At 43.6% G+C, this 16,180-nt stretch carries 15 protein-coding genes; all 15 read right to left on the minus strand.

Annotated elements, in window-relative coordinates; all coding sequences use genetic code 11:
- Nucleotides 1-27: 27 nt before the first annotated feature.
- The gene (locus NXG62_RS05045) at nucleotides 28-1,050 is read right to left on the minus strand and encodes a sugar-binding transcriptional regulator (RefSeq protein ID WP_427113867.1); all 1,023 of its coding nucleotides are present in this window, start codon (nucleotides 1,048-1,050) and stop codon (nucleotides 28-30) included.
- A gap of 42 nt (nucleotides 1,051-1,092) precedes the next feature.
- Nucleotides 1,093-2,106 carry a type I glyceraldehyde-3-phosphate dehydrogenase gene (gene gap, locus NXG62_RS05050; RefSeq protein ID WP_427113868.1) on the minus strand — a complete coding sequence of 338 codons (1,014 nt, stop codon included), beginning with the start codon at nucleotides 2,104-2,106 and terminating at the stop codon, nucleotides 1,093-1,095.
- A gap of 304 nt (nucleotides 2,107-2,410) precedes the next feature.
- Nucleotides 2,411-3,682 (minus strand): MFS transporter, encoded by a 1,272-nt coding sequence (locus NXG62_RS05055; protein WP_091648149.1) that lies wholly within the window; start codon nucleotides 3,680-3,682, stop codon nucleotides 2,411-2,413.
- 26 nt (nucleotides 3,683-3,708) lie between these two features.
- Nucleotides 3,709-4,788, minus strand: a complete 1,080-nt coding sequence (gene uxuA / locus NXG62_RS05060) for a mannonate dehydratase (RefSeq protein WP_322351581.1) — start codon at nucleotides 4,786-4,788, stop codon at nucleotides 3,709-3,711.
- 243 nt (nucleotides 4,789-5,031) lie between these two features.
- Nucleotides 5,032-5,721, minus strand: coding sequence for a GntR family transcriptional regulator (locus tag NXG62_RS05065; protein ID WP_427113869.1), 690 nt, complete (start codon nucleotides 5,719-5,721; stop codon nucleotides 5,032-5,034).
- 207 nt (nucleotides 5,722-5,928) lie between these two features.
- Nucleotides 5,929-6,507 carry an undecaprenyl-diphosphatase gene (locus NXG62_RS05070; protein ID WP_091648152.1) on the minus strand — a complete coding sequence of 193 codons (579 nt, stop codon included), beginning with the start codon at nucleotides 6,505-6,507 and terminating at the stop codon, nucleotides 5,929-5,931.
- A 20-nt stretch (nucleotides 6,508-6,527) separates the two neighbouring features.
- Nucleotides 6,528-6,842, minus strand: coding sequence for a hypothetical protein (locus NXG62_RS05075; protein ID WP_427113870.1), 315 nt, complete (start codon nucleotides 6,840-6,842; stop codon nucleotides 6,528-6,530).
- 16 nt (nucleotides 6,843-6,858) lie between these two features.
- Nucleotides 6,859-7,407 carry a DUF1700 domain-containing protein gene (locus tag NXG62_RS05080; RefSeq protein ID WP_427113871.1) on the minus strand — a complete coding sequence of 183 codons (549 nt, stop codon included), beginning with the start codon at nucleotides 7,405-7,407 and terminating at the stop codon, nucleotides 6,859-6,861.
- Entirely contained in the window at nucleotides 7,408-7,722 is a 315-nt protein-coding gene (locus tag NXG62_RS05085) for a PadR family transcriptional regulator (RefSeq protein WP_091648158.1), read from the minus strand.
- A gap of 226 nt (nucleotides 7,723-7,948) precedes the next feature.
- The gene (locus NXG62_RS05090) at nucleotides 7,949-8,368 is read right to left on the minus strand and encodes an HIT family protein (protein ID WP_427113872.1); all 420 of its coding nucleotides are present in this window, start codon (nucleotides 8,366-8,368) and stop codon (nucleotides 7,949-7,951) included.
- 63 nt (nucleotides 8,369-8,431) lie between these two features.
- Nucleotides 8,432-9,766 (minus strand): gluconate:H+ symporter, encoded by a 1,335-nt coding sequence (locus NXG62_RS05095; protein ID WP_427113873.1) that lies wholly within the window; start codon nucleotides 9,764-9,766, stop codon nucleotides 8,432-8,434.
- 12 nt (nucleotides 9,767-9,778) lie between these two features.
- Nucleotides 9,779-11,383 carry a hypothetical protein gene (locus NXG62_RS05100; RefSeq protein WP_322351643.1) on the minus strand — a complete coding sequence of 535 codons (1,605 nt, stop codon included), beginning with the start codon at nucleotides 11,381-11,383 and terminating at the stop codon, nucleotides 9,779-9,781.
- Nucleotides 11,384-11,746: 363 nt separating this feature from the next.
- Complete coding sequence (locus tag NXG62_RS05105; RefSeq protein WP_427113874.1) at nucleotides 11,747-13,240, minus strand: UxaA family hydrolase; 1,494 nt, start codon at nucleotides 13,238-13,240, stop codon at nucleotides 11,747-11,749.
- Nucleotides 13,241-13,243: 3 nt separating this feature from the next.
- Nucleotides 13,244-14,713: a tagaturonate reductase gene (locus tag NXG62_RS05110; RefSeq protein ID WP_427113875.1), complete on the minus strand. Its 1,470-nt coding sequence runs from the start codon at nucleotides 14,711-14,713 to the stop codon at nucleotides 13,244-13,246.
- Between the two features lie 26 nt (nucleotides 14,714-14,739).
- Complete coding sequence (uxaC, locus tag NXG62_RS05115) at nucleotides 14,740-16,149, minus strand: glucuronate isomerase (protein ID WP_427113876.1); 1,410 nt, start codon at nucleotides 16,147-16,149, stop codon at nucleotides 14,740-14,742.
- Between the last annotated feature and the right edge of the window lie 31 nt (nucleotides 16,150-16,180).

Genomic DNA, 16,180 nt, shown 5'->3' on the forward strand with positions numbered 1-16,180 from the left:
ATATACACCCTTTCTCACTATATATCCTCAAATCAACTTAGCGATTTCCGATGCGGCGGCTTCATCCGTCACCAGCGTCCCCGTATGGCAGGCCCGCATAACGGCAATGATAGCCTTGGCCTTGCTGGATCCGCCGGCCACTGCGATAACATGTAAATTATGCTGCAACTCTGTCAGCGAAATGCCAACATTATTCGTTGCATAAACCACCTCGCCGGACACATTGCAATAGGATCCCAATGCCTCCCCTACCGCGCCGTCATCCGTCAATTTTTTTCGTTCCGCCACAGTAAGTTCCCGTCTGTCAGCCATAATATCGGAGCGGCCGATGCCAAATAAAATAACCTCTGCTGTTTTGGCCATAGCTACTATTTTTTTAGTCTGCATATCACTGCGGAGCATGACCCGTAAGGTCGATTCGCTCAGCCCGTCGGGAATGTGAAGCATATGATACGTTCCGTTGGCTTTTGAAGCGACCTGTGCCGCAATGACATTGGCCTGAAATTCTACACGGTTCCCAATACCACCGCGTGCAGGCACTACGGCAACTCCCGACGCATTTTCCGGAAGCGTCGCCGCCACTCCGGCCATCGTCGAACCGCCGCTGATCGCTACGGTCTTGACGCCGTCCAATAAATCAGCCAGCAGCAGCGCCCCCTTACGGCTTAACTCATCCTTTGCCGTTTTGTCACTATCGCAGTTTCCCGGCACGATGCATACTTCTTTCAGCCGCAGTTTCTGGCGAATATACTGCTGCATTTCATCTAAGCGGTTCAGCCGCAAAAAGCATTCCAACAAATCCGGCATCATTTCTTTCCCTTGCGGTTCCAAGGCAATCCCCATCGTCGTAAACCGAACGATGCCGCTGCGCCGCAAAACATCGACATGAGCCCGCACGACCCGTTCGGAAAGTCCCGATATGCCGGCTAATGTCCGCCGTCCCACCGGTTCTGCATCTGAAATATGACGCAGCAATAAATACCGTTCCTTGACGGTCCCCATCAAATCAGGGGCAATTTTTTGAAATATTTCCAAGAAATCTTGCTTCATATACGTTCCTCCGCTATATATCGCGCTGCCTCACCGGGTCAATCAAAATCCCTTTTTCGCAATATAGGCTGCCAAATCGTTGACGCGCAGCGAATATCCCCATTCATTGTCATACCAGGCAACGGTCTTTACCATATTGCCTTCTACGACCTGTGTATCCAGCGCATCAACAATAGAGCTATGCGGATCACTGATATAATCAGAAGAGACTGTATGTGCTTCGGAATAGGCCAAAATTCCCTTTAACGGACCTTCTGCCCATTTTTTCAGCACACGGTTTACGTCCGCTACGGTGACATTTTTTTCTAAAATAGTGACTAAATCGGTCATGGAAACATTCGGAGTCGGTACACGCAGCGCCATACCCGTAAACTTCCCTTTGAGTTCCGGCAGAACAAGCGCCACGGCCTTAGCGGCACCGGTAGACGTCGGAACAATAGACTGTGTCGCACAACGGGCCCGACGCATATCTTTATGCACGCCGTCGACCAGCAGCTGATCATTGGTATACGAGTGTACGGTCGTCATCATGCCGCGAACGATGCCAAATTCACGAGACAGTACCTTGGCCACCGGAGCCAGACAATTCGTCGTGCAGGAACCGTTGGAAATAATGTGATGCTTGTCCGGTTCATACATGTCTTCATTGACACCCATAACAATCGTAATATCTTCATTCTTTCCGGGTGCCGTAATAATGACCTTTTTTGCGCCATCAGCTAAATGTTTAGCCGCCGAATCGCGGTCCTTGAATTTACCCGTTGATTCGGCTACGATATCGACTCCCATTTTATTCCAGGGAATATTGGCGGGATCGGTTTCACTTGTAACCGGAATTGCCTTCCCATCCACGATCAACTGCGATTTTTCCGAATCAAAAGAAACCTCATGATTCCACGTGCCATGAACAGTATCGAATTTTAACAAATCGGCCATAATAGGTCCGACTGTTCGGCTGTTAATAGCCGCAATTTCAACATCCGGACGCAGGAACGAAGTCCTGAAAGTACACCGCCCGATTCTTCCAAAACCGCTGATACCCATTTTTACTGTCATTACTTTTCCTCCTTACATTTTAAGTGGTACGATTTTCGTCCCACTTAAGCTAGACAAAAGTATTTTTCCAAAGGACGCTTGACCCTTTACTCAAATCTTACAGTTATAGTGTATACTAAACTTTATTTCTTGTCTACTACTTTTGCATTATTATTTAATTAGAATAAACGATTGAAGAAAGAAAAGGCTAAATACTTGGTATTTACCTTATTTTATAAGAAACAACGCATATCCTCGTTTGAATATGCGTTGTTAAAAATATCTTACATACATTATATAATAAGTACCATAAACTATAAAAATATTATTTTATATCTATAGGTAAAGGTTCTACCCTACCTACAAGAAATAAATATGACAGAGCTCCTACAATACATAAAATACCAGCAACGGCCAGCGGAATAAAAAACGATCCTTGTGTAATAGTCAACATTACCCCCGTAAAAGTAGTAATAAAAATACCGGCTAAATTACCAGCAAAATTCATAATTCCACCAATAGAAGCTACGTGTCCTGGCGTTGGCGATATTTCCCCAACTATTACCCATGTATTAGATCCTGCAAAAGACAAACTAGCATAAGATAATGCAAATAAAGCTAAACAAATCCATATGCTATCGACAAAAGCACACAAAGCAATACAAGAAGAAGTCAACATCCCACCTACAAGGCAAACTTTACGAGAAAAAGTAGCGGTATGTCCTCGACGCAAAAGCCAATCGGAAGTAAATCCACCTAACCAGCCCCCCGGTATCGCTAATAATGCGGGCAACATACCTAAAGTTCCCAGTGCCTTCAAAGAAAATCCTCGTGTATCCATTAAATAACTCGGAAACCATGTAATAAAAAAATAAATTGCAAAATTCAAACAAAATAATCCAATCATAAGTCCCCATACGGTACGATAATGAAATAAGCTAGACCAAGCCACTTTCTTCTGAGAAGTTTCCTCTGTTGCTTGTTCTCCTCGTTCGGCCAATAAAGCTTCTACCTCTTTCGGTGCAATATCGCGGTATTTTTCCGGATCACGATAGATAAACCACCATGCAAAAGCCCAAAGAATACCCATAGCACCAGTAATAATAAATGATCCTCTCCATCCAACAATAGTAATAATCCAAGCAATGAGAGGTAATGACAAAGCGGAACCAACGCGAGAGCCACTATCAAAAATACTGCAAGCTATTCCTCTTTGACTATGAGGGAACCAATTATAAGCAACCTTAGCAAAAGATGGCATAGCTGCCGATTCACCGACACCAAGTAAAAATCGGGAACCAATCATTTGTCCTATGCTATGAGCAAGCCCCGTCGTTGCCGTAAAAATAGACCACCACCCCACAGCAAATGCCAAGCTAACACGTACACCGACTTTGTCAATAAACCATCCAGATGGCAATTGGAATAGTGCATAAGTCCAGAAGAACGCACTTAATACTAACCCCATTGTAGCTGCATCTAATCCCAACTCAAGTCGAATATGCGGTGCTGCTATCGCTAAATTAGCTCTATCAATATAATTGATAGCATTCGCTAAAAAACACAACCCAATGAGTCCCCAACGCATTTTAAACATAAAACCACTCCTTTTTTATGTATCACTTATTTTTGTCCGCAGATACGACAAATTGCATCCCACAAGCCGCATAAATAATTAGCTCCCAGCGCTCTGTCGAACAATCCATACCCCGGACGGCCTGTTTCATCCCATATCATGCGGCCGTGATCCGGACGGATCGGTCCGTCGAAATCAATATCATACAAAGCCTTCATAATTTCAAACATATCCAAGGATCCATATTTTGATTTATGTGCCACTTCGTTAAATACCCACGGTTCATGGACCTGAATATTGCGGACATGCATGAAATTGATGCGTTTTTGTTTGCCGAACTTGCGAATAATGTGAGGAATATCATTCTGCAAATTAGACCCCAGCGATCCGGTGCAAATAGTAAAGCCATTGCTTTCACTATCTACCATAGCCGCAATCTTGTCCAGATCCTTTTCATTTTTGACAATTCGCGGAAGTCCAAACACGGAAATAGGAGGATCATCGGGATGGATCGCCATCTTGATGCCGCATTCCTCAGCCACCGGAATAACGGCCTTCAGGAAATATTCCAAATTTTTGCGTAATCCGTCTTCGTCCATGCCGGCATACTGTTCAAACAAAACAGATAGTTCCGTCAGTCGTTCCGGTTCCCATCCGGGAAGAATAAAACCATTGCTGTTGTCGATAATTTCTTTGGCCATATCCTGCGGTGTTTTACCGGCAATCAAATGATAATCATAAGATAAAGCCGTAGAACCATCATACAACGGCTTCGCCAAATCTGTCCGAGTCCAGTCAAATACGGGCATGAAATTGTAACAAACCATTTCGATCCCCGCTTTTGCTGCATTGCGCAGAGAAATAATATAGTTCTCAATATACTGATCCCGACTGGGAAGACCCAACTTAATATCTTCGTGAACATTAATGCTTTCCAAATCTTTAAAGACCAACTGATGTGCTTCTGCCTGCTCCCGAATCGCCATAAGCGGTTCCACCGGCCATGCCGCTCCTACAGGAACATCAAACAAAGCCCCTACGATGCCATCCATACCGGGAATCTGCCGAATCTCCTGTAATGTGATTTTATCATCTTTCTCTCCATACCAACGAAATGTCATTCTCATTGCCGTATGCCTCCATTATGAAATATATAGTGTATTACCCTATCGACTTTTTTTCTTACATAAGATATACTACCATACTAGTATATCTGTTTGCAATATAAGAGTCCTATAATGCAAAAAGCATACCATTTTATCAACCTTCATGCATTTTTCGAATATATGCCCATAAAAAATGACCGGCTGCTTGTGCGTACACAAACAACCGATCATCCCTATGCGTATAGCATAAAAAATACCTTGCGTTTATTTAAAATATTCCGGATACTGCTTTTTCAATGCATCTACGTCTCCGATCACTTTATTGACATGCTTCGTTATAATATCGATCCCCGCCGACACATCATGCCCGACGATAGACCGCATGATCAGGCGATGCTGCTCATAGAGCAGCTGCATTTCCGTCTGCGCGGCAGATACATTCAGTACGCGGGCACGGATATAATTGATATTGGCATTTTGCAGCAATTGCCAAATACTCGGTTTAGCACAACCGGAAAAAATGATACAATGCATTTCATTGTCCAATTCATAAAACCGGCTGGCATCGAATTTCTGCAAGACGTGCTCCTGATCCGCCAGACACGCTTCCAACCTCTTTAAATACGACTCGGGAAAAGATCGGCATGCCAGTTCCATGACGGCCCGTTCCAACGTTACGCGCAGAAAACGGAACTCGGCGATCTGCGCCGTATCAATTTTTGATATATAAGTCCCGCGCTGCGGCAAAATCTCCAGCAGCCCCGCCTGAGCCAAGCGGATAAACGCTTCCCGTACAGGAGTCCTGCTGATAGACAACCGATCGGATATCTCCTTTTCGGATATTGCCGTTCCCGGAACCAGATGCAGTGACATAATATTCTCAAAAATAACGCGATATGCATACTCTCGTACAGATTCATTTGTTTTCTGTTCCAACATTTCCAACTTGCTCACCCCGGCACGCCTCCATTTTTACGTGTTGACGGAATCCGGTCTCCCGTGACCCCTTTCATACACGGACATACATATATTTATTAATTATACTACCATACTACAATTAGATTATGCAAACAAATAGCAAGGCATCTGTACATATTTTCTGTCCTATACATTATATCATTTACAATAATCGCATATTCACGGACATCTTTACTATATAAGTTAACCTAGATGGTATCGGCGGCATTTAGTTAAAACAAATCTCTCTATACGCTGGTACGCAATCATAACCATCGTTCCTAAATAACGATGGTAAACTATAGAGGTACACCAGACAATAATAAATCCTCCCAATACATCCATAGGATAATGATGACCTACGTATATACGAGAAACCCCCACTAGTATCGACAATATAAATAACAGGCGTCCCACCCAAGGGGAACTATATAGAATTCCCATAGCTATGCTCATAGTCCCAACTGCATGATCACTTGGAAATCCGGCATCGGGAACATGAGGCAGCAGCATATTGACTTTGTGATCTACAAAAGGACGGTTTTCATAATATACCCTGCCAATACAAAGAGTAATAAACAAGGACAATATCACATATACTCCTGTAGCGAAAGCCTGTTGACGCAAATGGGAGTTTTTATAAAAAACTCCCATACCATACATTCCCATTAAAATAAGTATAAACACAATCGGCACATATTCCGTACATGCTTTCATTATGATGTCCAAAAGGTATATGTTGCCCGCAGCTCCATTGATCAAAGTAAATACTTCATAATTCATAGTTCCGTTGTTCCCTCCGATTAATTTCCATCATCAGCAGCAGTAGTATGCAATGGAGCTGAATTGGAATTATCCTGTTGTTCGAATGATTTTTTCTCTTTCATAAAATCATCGGACGGTTCTTGTTTAAGTTGTTCCTTATGATCGCGCCCATCCTTTGTATCGTGAACATATTTTCTATGATGATCCTTCTCCTGTTTTTCAAAATGTACTACCTGTTTGCCATAGTCGGTATACCAAGAAGTAATATGGGTAATGTCATTTACTATAAAAGAAGTGAAGCCTATTCCTAAACAAAATAACGACAATATGGCTGTAATTAATATTTTTTTCATATTCCGATCCGCCCTTTCAAACATGGTTACGCCATTTCATAATTTCCTTACCAATAAAGAAGAACGTCAACCCTCCGCAAAACCCAAATCCGGCAAGTGCTGCCAACGTAATCGGTGAAATCACCGGCAATGGCGGTAAATTAGTAAAAGGCTGCCATACTATTGATAATAAATACACCAAAATCGGCGTCACAAACCAGAATAAGATAGTCAATATGTATGACAAAACCCCGGAAGCCAATATAACGGTTTTTGATACACTTCTAGCCATATAAGGCAGTTGTGGCTGCACGGTTGTCTTAAATGATTCTTGTGCTCGTTCTACCATTTCTTGTATATTTCCTTTAAGCAATCCTTTCCGTTCACTTATAACGCCTTCACTCATATAAGCCTCATAGATATCTTTAGGACTTCCCAGCGATTCTATTATTTCTTGTTCGGTAAGGCCTTGTTCTGCCCCAATTCGAAAATGTTCTTCATAATCATATAATATTTCAGTTAGGTCATCTTTTTTAGCTTTACTAAAATAGTATCGCAATAAATCTATAAATTCTGTTTTATTCATTTATTTCACCTCGTTTAGTAACTGATTTACCGCTTCCGAAAAAACAATCCACTCATCTCTCATTTTTAAAAAAGCCCTTTTTCCCATTTCTGTCATTTTATAATATTTACGTGGAGGTCCGCTATTTGACTCTGCCAAATAGGTTTCTACAAACAGATCTCTTTTTAAACGATTAAGCAAAGGATATATCGTTCCTTCTGATATTTCCATATGTTTTGATACTTCTGCCACAATTTCATAACCATAACAATCTTTATGGACAAGTTGTGCTAAAACAAGCAATTCAATAACACCTTTTTTTAATTGAATATTCATTCGTTCACCTCCCGGGTCATATTTAAAACTGCAAGGTTCTTATTTTTACTACTTTTTTAAACTTACTGTTATTATATAGCATAGTATCTTTTATTGCAAGGTACTATGCTATATAATATTTATTTTTTATAAAAATAAATACAAAAGTTATATGTACCTTACCAACTATATTCTTATAATATTAAAAAGCTCTCTGTAAAAAGAGAGCTTTTCCTATCTGCTGCGCTTACAAATTATCTTTGATTTTTTGGATCATAGCCGCATAGGCTTCTTCTTGTAAAAAAATTTTCTGCGGATTCATTTGAAAAACTCCGTTCCATTCAAATTGATCCTTGTATTTTGGCACGAGATGCATATGAAGATGATGCCCTGTATCCGCATAAGCCCCATAATTGATTTTGTCCGGATGAAACGCCGCGCGGATCGCTTTCGCTGCCCGATTGACATCGGCAAAGAAGGCGTTCCGTCCCTCGTCACTGATATCCGTCATTTCACTGACATGTTCTTTATAGGCTACGATACATCGTCCCGGATGACTTTGTTCCTTGAACAAAACCAGCATGCTGACAGACAAATCACAAATATATATGCCGAAGGCATCCAGCGGTTTGCCCTTTACGCAATATCCACAAGTAGTATCTATCACGACTTTGTCCCCCTTGCGACTAAAATTTAATTTTTCTATAACAATCCTGACTGATAAAAAACCTTAAAGTAAAAAACTTAAAAGTAAAACCATCCCTAAGCCAACTACAGAATTTACTAATTCAAGCAGTCCCCAAGTTTTAAAAGTTTGTCCTATAGACAAATTAAAAGTTTCCTTCATAAGCCAAAAAGCAGCATCATTTGGCATGGTAATTGTGTTACTACCTGCCGCGGTTGCCAACATCATTAAGGTCGGATCAACATGAAACACAGGAATCAAAGGTCCTACAATACCTGCCGCCGTAATCGCCGATACAGCGCCTTGCCCAGTTGCCCAACGAATAATAACAGTAATAATCCATGCTAAAATAAGAGGTGAAATAGAAAGTCCAGTAACAGCCGCTGCAATATGCTGACCGACTCCAGCATTAATAATTACTTCTTTAAATACCCCGCCTGCTCCAATAATAAGTACTACTGTAGAAATTCCTTTAATCGCCACAGTAATAGATTCAGATGCTTCTGCAACGGTTCTACCCGCACGAACTCCGAACACATATACTGCAATTAATACAGCTAATAATAAACTAATATTAGGACTCCCTAAAAACGAAAACACGTGAACAAGCGTATTTTCGGTCCCATAAAGACCTGTAAGAATGGTATTTCCAATCATTAACAATGCAGGAATCAACGGAATTAATAAACAAATTATAAAATGCGGTAATTTATAGTTGCACAAATCTTCCTCTTTAAAACTTCCCAATTTAGGTTCCGCATATGTATCAATCCCCTTTAAAAATCGAGGAAGAATGATACCTGCACAGATAACAGAAGGGATTAAAACAATCATACCTAACAGGTAAATAGATCCGCTATCAGCACCAAAAGCATCCATCAATGCAACCGGACCTGGCTGAGGAGGTAATAAGCTATGTGCTTGTGCCACCGCTGCTAAAACGGGGATAATTAAAACCATGTACGGTATTTTAGCTTCTTTAGCAATACTAATTACTAAGGGTACTACAACCATAAACGCAACTTCAAAAAACATCGAGACACCAAAAATAGTACCAACAATCAAGAGCCCCCATCTTAGAAAACGTTCGCCACAAGAAGCTACAATAGTATCTGCTATCTTCTTGGAAGCACCACAATCTGTCATCAATTGCCCCAACGCTGCACCTAAAACAATGATAAGACCTACTCCCCCTAAAGTGCTTCCCGCTCCTTGAGTAACAGCTTTAATTAAAGATGTGCTATCCATACCTTCTGCAAAAGCAACAAATATAGCTATCAAAAGCAAAGCAATCATACTGTGTAATTTAACTTTAACGGTCAGTATCAATAATAAAATGATGGCAAATATAACCCATAACACAGGTATCCAATGTTCCATTTCAATCTCTCCCTATTTAATATATTTTTTCAGCACGTTTCTCACGGCATGCGGCCCGGCTAGTAATTCAGTAAAATATCCTTCGATCTTTTCACCCAGTCCGACGGCATATAGATCACTGCCAAAAATGCTCCGGTTGGAAAGGATCGGTTGTAACTTGCCTGCTGCCGACTCCGGTTTTCCTAATTCGATTCCCCGCAAAGCCTTTTGAAGATCCTCCAATAACGGATCCGAACTCAATTCAAAGGCCTTCCCGTTATCATCGACAGCCAATAAATACCGGCACCAGCCTGCAATGGCCAGCGGAATAAAGCGAAGCTGGGAAGCTGCATCGCCATAGGCTTTGATCGTTTCTCCAAAACGGATGCCGACCTTCTGTGACGTATCCGTAGCAATACGCTGCGGTGTATCCGGCAGATTCGGATTCGGGAATCGCTGTTCTAAAACTTCCTTGATAAAGGTTTTCGGATCCAGCACGCCCGGATTCGTAACGACCGGCAGCCCTTCCTGATACCCGATCAATTCAATAAACCGCTTCAGCTGCGGATCGTTCAGTTCATCGGCAATACGCGTATACCCGAGAAGACAGCCGTACACAGCAAGCGCAGTGTGCAGTGGATTTAAGCATGTGCAGACCTTCATGCGTTCTACTTTATCCACGGTTTCTCTATCCGTAAAAATGACACCTGCTTTTTCCAGCGGCGGCCGGCCATTCGGAAATGTATCTTCAATAACTAAGTATTGTGCTTTTTCCGTATTTACAAAAGCAGCATACGTTCCTTTTTTCGTCTTGATCAATTCCGTATCGCCAAACCCGCACTCTTTCAGATACGTCTGTACTTTAACGGAAGACCGCGGCGTAATTTTATCGATCATGCTCCACGGATAGGTAATCTTGCTTTCATCCTTGACATAAGCGACAAACCCCGGTTCTACGGCTCCGACAGCTGCCCAGTTGTCGGCAAAGGTAAGAATCGCTTCTTTGATTTTATCGCCGTTATGAGAACAATTGTCTGTACTCAAAAAAGCAAGAGGATAGGCTCCGGCTTTATATCTGGCATAGACCAGCGCCGCAATGCAGCCCATAGAACTTTTTGCTTTTTCCGGTCCTTGCTTCATATCTTCGGCAACAACAGGAAAATAATGACCTGAATAGTCGGTTACTATATATCCTTTTTCGGTAATCGTAAAACTGGCTATCTGCAGAGAAGGTGACTGAAATATCTCTTTCAGGCGAGCCCAATCGGCCTTGAAATCCGGACGGCATACGACGGATTCAACAACACTGCCTATGACTTCCTTGTCATATCGGCCATCGGCATACATAGTAACGGCTAAACTCAAATTGTCATATGGCCGATATACGTTTTCGATTACCTCTTCATCATATGTTTCCGCTGCTATAATACCGGTTTTAACCGCTCCCTGATCCAGCAGCGATTGCTGCAGTGCCGCAATAAAGGCTCTAAAAATATTGCCGCCGCCAAAATGGATCCATTGCGGTGTCTGCTGCGTTGCCGCTATAACAGCATCTGCATCAAAATGGTACAAAGAAATACCGGCTTTTTCCCATTCCGTCTTCTGTTCTTTTATATGTTGACGATTTAAATGCAACATATCTGACATCTCCTTTTATTTTTATCCGCAGATACGATGAATCGCATCCCGCAAACTGCATAAATAATTGGCCCCCAGCGTTCTGTCGAACAATCCATCCCCCGGACAACCTTCTTCCTCCCATGTAAATAGTAACTCCATTGCTTTCACTATCTATCATAGCCGCAATCTTGATACTGCATTTTTCAACCACCAAAATAGCGACCTTCAAGAAATATTCCAAATTTCTGCGTAATCTATCTTCGTCCATTCCCGCATACCGTTCAAACAAAACAGACGACGCTGTTAATCATTCCGGTTCCCATCCGCGAAGAATAAAACCATTATTACGCCTCCTAAGCATTAGTTTCACGAACTTCTTTTTTATAAAGTCACGCCATCCTTAAAGATAGCAAGATCATGCTTATCGAGCTTTTCTGATTTTGCATGCTTTTTTCCCGATGCCACATCAAGTATATACTGCATCAATCGATCAGCCCCTTCTTCCATAGATTCTCCCCGGACCAATACCCCGGCGTCAAAATCTATCCAGTTCTTTTTGTACGCCGCCAGCTGGCTGTTGCTAGAAATCTTGATTGTCGGCACGGGACAGGCAAACGGGGTACCCCGTCCCGTCGTAAACAAAACCATATCGGCACCGGCTGCCGCCAATGCATTGGCGGCTACCAAATCATTGCCCGGCGCCTGCAGCAGCTGCAATCCAGACCCTTGTATCCGGTCACCGTACGCAAGGACATCTTCAATGATTGCCTGTCCGCCCTTTTGCACGCATCCCAGAGATTTATCTTCCAGTGTCGTAATACCGCCGGCTTTATTTCCCGGTGACGGATTTTCATCGATTTTTTCTCCGTACCGCATAAAATATTCTTTGAAATGATTAATAAGTACAGTGGTCTTATCAAATACAGACCGATTCCGCGCCCGGTTCATCAATAACGTTTCCGCACCGAACATCTCCGGCACTTCGGTCAATATCGAGGTACCGCCGGCAGCAATGATCCGGTTGGATATTTCTCCGACCAGCGGATTTGCCGTAATACCGGACAATCCGTCAGAACCGCCGCATTTTAATCCGATCGTCAGCTGGCCGGCATCGCAGGGCACTCGTTTAAATTGATCGGCATACCGACATAGTTCCTTGACGATCGCCGTTCCCACAGCTACTTCATCCGCTACCTCTTGGCAGACAAGAAATTTCACCCGATCCGGATCATACTCGCCGATAACGGCCTTCATCTGGTCGATTTGGTTGTTTTCACACCCCAGTCCAAGAACCAATACGGCTCCGGCATTGGGACTATGAACCAGGCCGCTCAATATTTTCTGGGTATGAATATGATCTTCCCCGAGCTGGGAACAGCCGTGCGGATGACTATAGGCAAAAATACCGTCGATATGTGCTGTTTTAAACGGCTGTGCCGCTTCTTCGATTGCCCGCGCGATCGCATTGACACACCCTACCGTCGGAATAATCCAAACTTCGTTGCGGATACCGGCTTTTCCAAGTTTTCGCGGATATCCCAGAAATTCGTACTGCCGCGTCCCGGCAAGTTCCGGACGTACCGCGGTGTCCGGTTCGTATGTATAGGTCAAAAGATTTCCCAGTTTGCTTTTTGTATTATGGGTATGCACCCACGCACCTGGTGCGATCGCCTCCCGGGCGACGCCGATGGGGAAACCGTACTTAATGATATCCTCCCCGGCTGCAATGGGTCGTATCGCCATCTTATGGCCTGCCGGAATAGCGGCTCCGGTCACAATAGACTGGTGCTGTACCATAACGACCGTCCCTTTAGGAATACTTGCCGTCGCAACTGCTACATTATCTTTTTCGTTAATTTGATAGATATCTGCCATTTTTTATACCTGCTCTCCCAATTCGGCAATATGCGCCTTGACCCCGACTTCGGCCATGCGTTCCAGATGGGCTGTTACTGCTTCGGCAAACCCATCTATATGAGTCAAATCTTCTCCCCAAAAGGAGGTATGCGCCATCATGTCCCGTACATAGTCACCGGCAGCAAGGCCGGCATGCGTGCGGACAAATGCAAGATTGTCCGGTTCATCATGAATTTCATATATATCAGTACCGCGATTCCCGATCAGACAGCCGTCTCCCCTGTGCTCGCTGCGATAAAACGCCAACAATGCTGCCAAGGAATAGGTCAGCCATTTCGGCAGTCTGCCCGTCTGCGCTATGCTATCCTTCAGTGTCGGCAATACCCGGCCTTTCCATTTTGCAATGGAATTCAGCGAAATAGAAAGGAGAGCATGCTTTACAAAGGGATTTTCAAACCGTTCATATACATCCGCCGCAAACGCTTCGGCTTTTTCCCGCGGCATATGCACCGTAGGGATGATTTCACCATACACAGACTGATCCAGCTGCCGGCGGATCACCGGATCCGCCATACATTCTCCCACATACTCCTTGCCGGCAAGATAGGCCCCCAGTACCATAGAGGTGTGCGCCCCGTTCAAAATACGGATTTTCCGTTCCCGGTACGCCTCCAAATCATCGGTAAATTCCACCTGCCACTGCGGACTGCTTACCGGGAATTTTTCCTTCAAGGATGCCGCTCCAATGACCCAGCTGTTGAAAGGTTCGGCAATGTCCAGCAATTCATCTTCATATCCCAGTTCTTCGTACATTGCCGCAATTTCTTCTGTATCTTTGGGATATCCTGTTACAATGCGGTCTACCAACGTACTGACAAAGGCACATTTCGTGTCTACCCAATGTTTAAAATCTGCCTCCATCTGCCATATATCAATATATTGAAAAACACATGTTTTAAGCGCTTCGCCGTTATGATCGATCAATTCCACGGGAAGCATCGTCAGTGCCTTATCGGCCGCTCCCTTAAAAAATCGGTACCGTTCATACAGGAATTGTGTCAATTTACCGGGAAACGTGCTCGCCGGTGTATCCGGCAGCGGCCGATCCGTATCATCAAACAATATTCCTGCATCCGTCGTATTGGAAATCACAAATTCCAGTGTATCCCTATGGGCCAGACGGAGAAATCCGCTGAAATCATAATTGGCGGATACGACCGTTTCTACACAAGTAATAATGCGGTTTTCCCGGTAAACACTGCCGTTCTTCTGCCCGCGCAGGCAAACCGTATACAAATTGTCCTGCTTGTCAAATGCTTCTTTTTTAGGAGAACGCGGCACGACCATCGCAACATTGCCATTATAGTCCAAAGTTTCATTCGCTATATCAATGCCATATTCGATGAATGCTCTCAAAAAATTCCCTTCGCCGATTTGAAGAATCTTGACAGGCCGGGAAACACGTGACGATACATCTTTAACATTTTTCATTCCAGGTAACTCCTCCTCCTTGCCGTTTACATCTTGAATTGGAAATAGGCAGCGGCATTGTTGAAACAAATATTTTGCACCAACTGTCCTAAAAATTCCATATCCGCGGGATATTCTCCGTTTTCTACGAGATTGCCGATCCAGTTGCAAAGAATACGGCGGTAATATTCATGCCGGGCATAGGACAAAAAGGAGCGGGAGTCCGTCAGCATTCCCAGTATATTGCCGAACACGGAAAGATTGGCAATACTGGTCAGCTGGTCGATCATGCCCTGCTTGGTATCATTGAACCACCAGGGAGCTCCCTGCTGGATTTTACCGCAAGCCTCCGTTCCTTGGAAAGAACCGATAATAGTCCCGATCATCGTGTTATCGGCCGGTGTGCCGGAGTACAATACCGTTCTCGGCAAAATGCCTCGTTCATTCAAATGATCCAGAAAAGCAACCAGTCCCCTGCCGCAATTTCCTTCTGCGATGCAGTCAAATCCCGTGTCAGGCCCTAATTTTTTAAACATCTGTGTGTTATTATCTCTAAGCGTTGCATAATGGATCTGCATGACCCAGCCGCGTTTTGCATATTCACCGGCCAAATACGTAAGCAGTGCCGTTTTATAGGCTTCCATTTCTTCTATGGAAATCGATTCGTGCCGCAGTGCCTTGTCTACGATAGCATCCAATGTTTTTTCATCTGCTTCCCGGCAGCATACATATTCCAGAGCATGATCCGTTGCCCGGCAGCCCATGGTTTCAAAAAAAGCAATGCGGTTTCCCATAGCGGTGCGGACATCCTGCATCGTCCAAATAGATACGCCTGCCGCCTGCCCCAATACAGCCATGTAGTCCGCAAACCCGGGTTTATCTATATTAAGCGCTTTATCCGGCCGCATCGCGGGATATACCTTGGCACTGCAAGACTGTTCCTCCTGCAATTTCTTATGCCATTTTAAATCATCTGCCGGATCATCGGTCGTACAAATGACTTTTACATTGGATTTTTTGATAAGACCTTGTACGCTCATATCCGGCTGTTTCAACTTTTCGTTGCAGAAATCAAAGATTTGTTGTGCTGTTTTTTCACTAAGTGGTGTAGTACAGCCAAAATATCGCTGTAACTCCAGATGACTCCAATGATACAACGGATTTCCGACTGCTTTTGAAAGAGCTTTCGCATATTCGACAAATTTTTCCAAATCGCTGGAATTTTTACCGGTGATTTTTTCTTCCGGTGTTCCATTGGAACGAATCAAGCGCCACTTGTAATGATCACCGCCGAGCCATGCTTCCGTAATACTTCCGAATCTGTGATCCTCTGCGATTTCCTGCGGAGAAATGTGACAGTGGTAGTCAATTATCGGCATATCTTTGGCATAATCCTGAAATAATCGTTTGGCTGTTTCCGTTTCCAATAAAAAATCTTCATCCATAAATTTTTTCATTCTATTTATCTCCATTCATTTTTTAATCTCT

The sequence above is a fragment of the Megasphaera sueciensis genome, from assembly GCF_050219315.1.
Classification (GTDB): domain Bacteria; phylum Bacillota; class Negativicutes; order Veillonellales; family Megasphaeraceae; genus Megasphaera_A; species Megasphaera_A sueciensis.

Excerpts from the sequence above, each read along its gene's own strand:
- NXG62_RS05045 (WP_427113867.1), bottom strand. The coding sequence starts at position 1,050 with ATGAAGCAAGATTTCTTGGAAATATTTCAAAAAATTGCCCCTGATTTG.
- gap (WP_427113868.1), bottom strand. The coding sequence starts at position 2,106 with ATGACAGTAAAAATGGGTATCAGCGGTTTTGGAAGAATCGGGCGGTGT.
- NXG62_RS05055 (WP_091648149.1), bottom strand. The coding sequence starts at position 3,682 with ATGTTTAAAATGCGTTGGGGACTCATTGGGTTGTGTTTTTTAGCGAAT.
- uxuA (WP_322351581.1), bottom strand. The coding sequence starts at position 4,788 with ATGAGAATGACATTTCGTTGGTATGGAGAGAAAGATGATAAAATCACA.
- NXG62_RS05070 (WP_091648152.1), bottom strand. The coding sequence starts at position 6,507 with ATGAATTATGAAGTATTTACTTTGATCAATGGAGCTGCGGGCAACATA.
- NXG62_RS05075 (WP_427113870.1), bottom strand. The coding sequence starts at position 6,842 with ATGAAAAAAATATTAATTACAGCCATATTGTCGTTATTTTGTTTAGGA.
- NXG62_RS05080 (WP_427113871.1), bottom strand. The coding sequence starts at position 7,407 with ATGAATAAAACAGAATTTATAGATTTATTGCGATACTATTTTAGTAAA.
- NXG62_RS05085 (WP_091648158.1), bottom strand. The coding sequence starts at position 7,722 with ATGAATATTCAATTAAAAAAAGGTGTTATTGAATTGCTTGTTTTAGCA.
- NXG62_RS05095 (WP_427113873.1), bottom strand. The coding sequence starts at position 9,766 with ATGGAACATTGGATACCTGTGTTATGGGTTATATTTGCCATCATTTTA.
- NXG62_RS05100 (WP_322351643.1), bottom strand. The coding sequence starts at position 11,383 with ATGTTGCATTTAAATCGTCAACATATAAAAGAACAGAAGACGGAATGG.
- NXG62_RS05105 (WP_427113874.1), bottom strand. The coding sequence starts at position 13,240 with ATGGCAGATATCTATCAAATTAACGAAAAAGATAATGTAGCAGTTGCG.
- NXG62_RS05110 (WP_427113875.1), bottom strand. The coding sequence starts at position 14,713 with ATGAAAAATGTTAAAGATGTATCGTCACGTGTTTCCCGGCCTGTCAAG.
- uxaC (WP_427113876.1), bottom strand. The coding sequence starts at position 16,149 with ATGAAAAAATTTATGGATGAAGATTTTTTATTGGAAACGGAAACAGCC.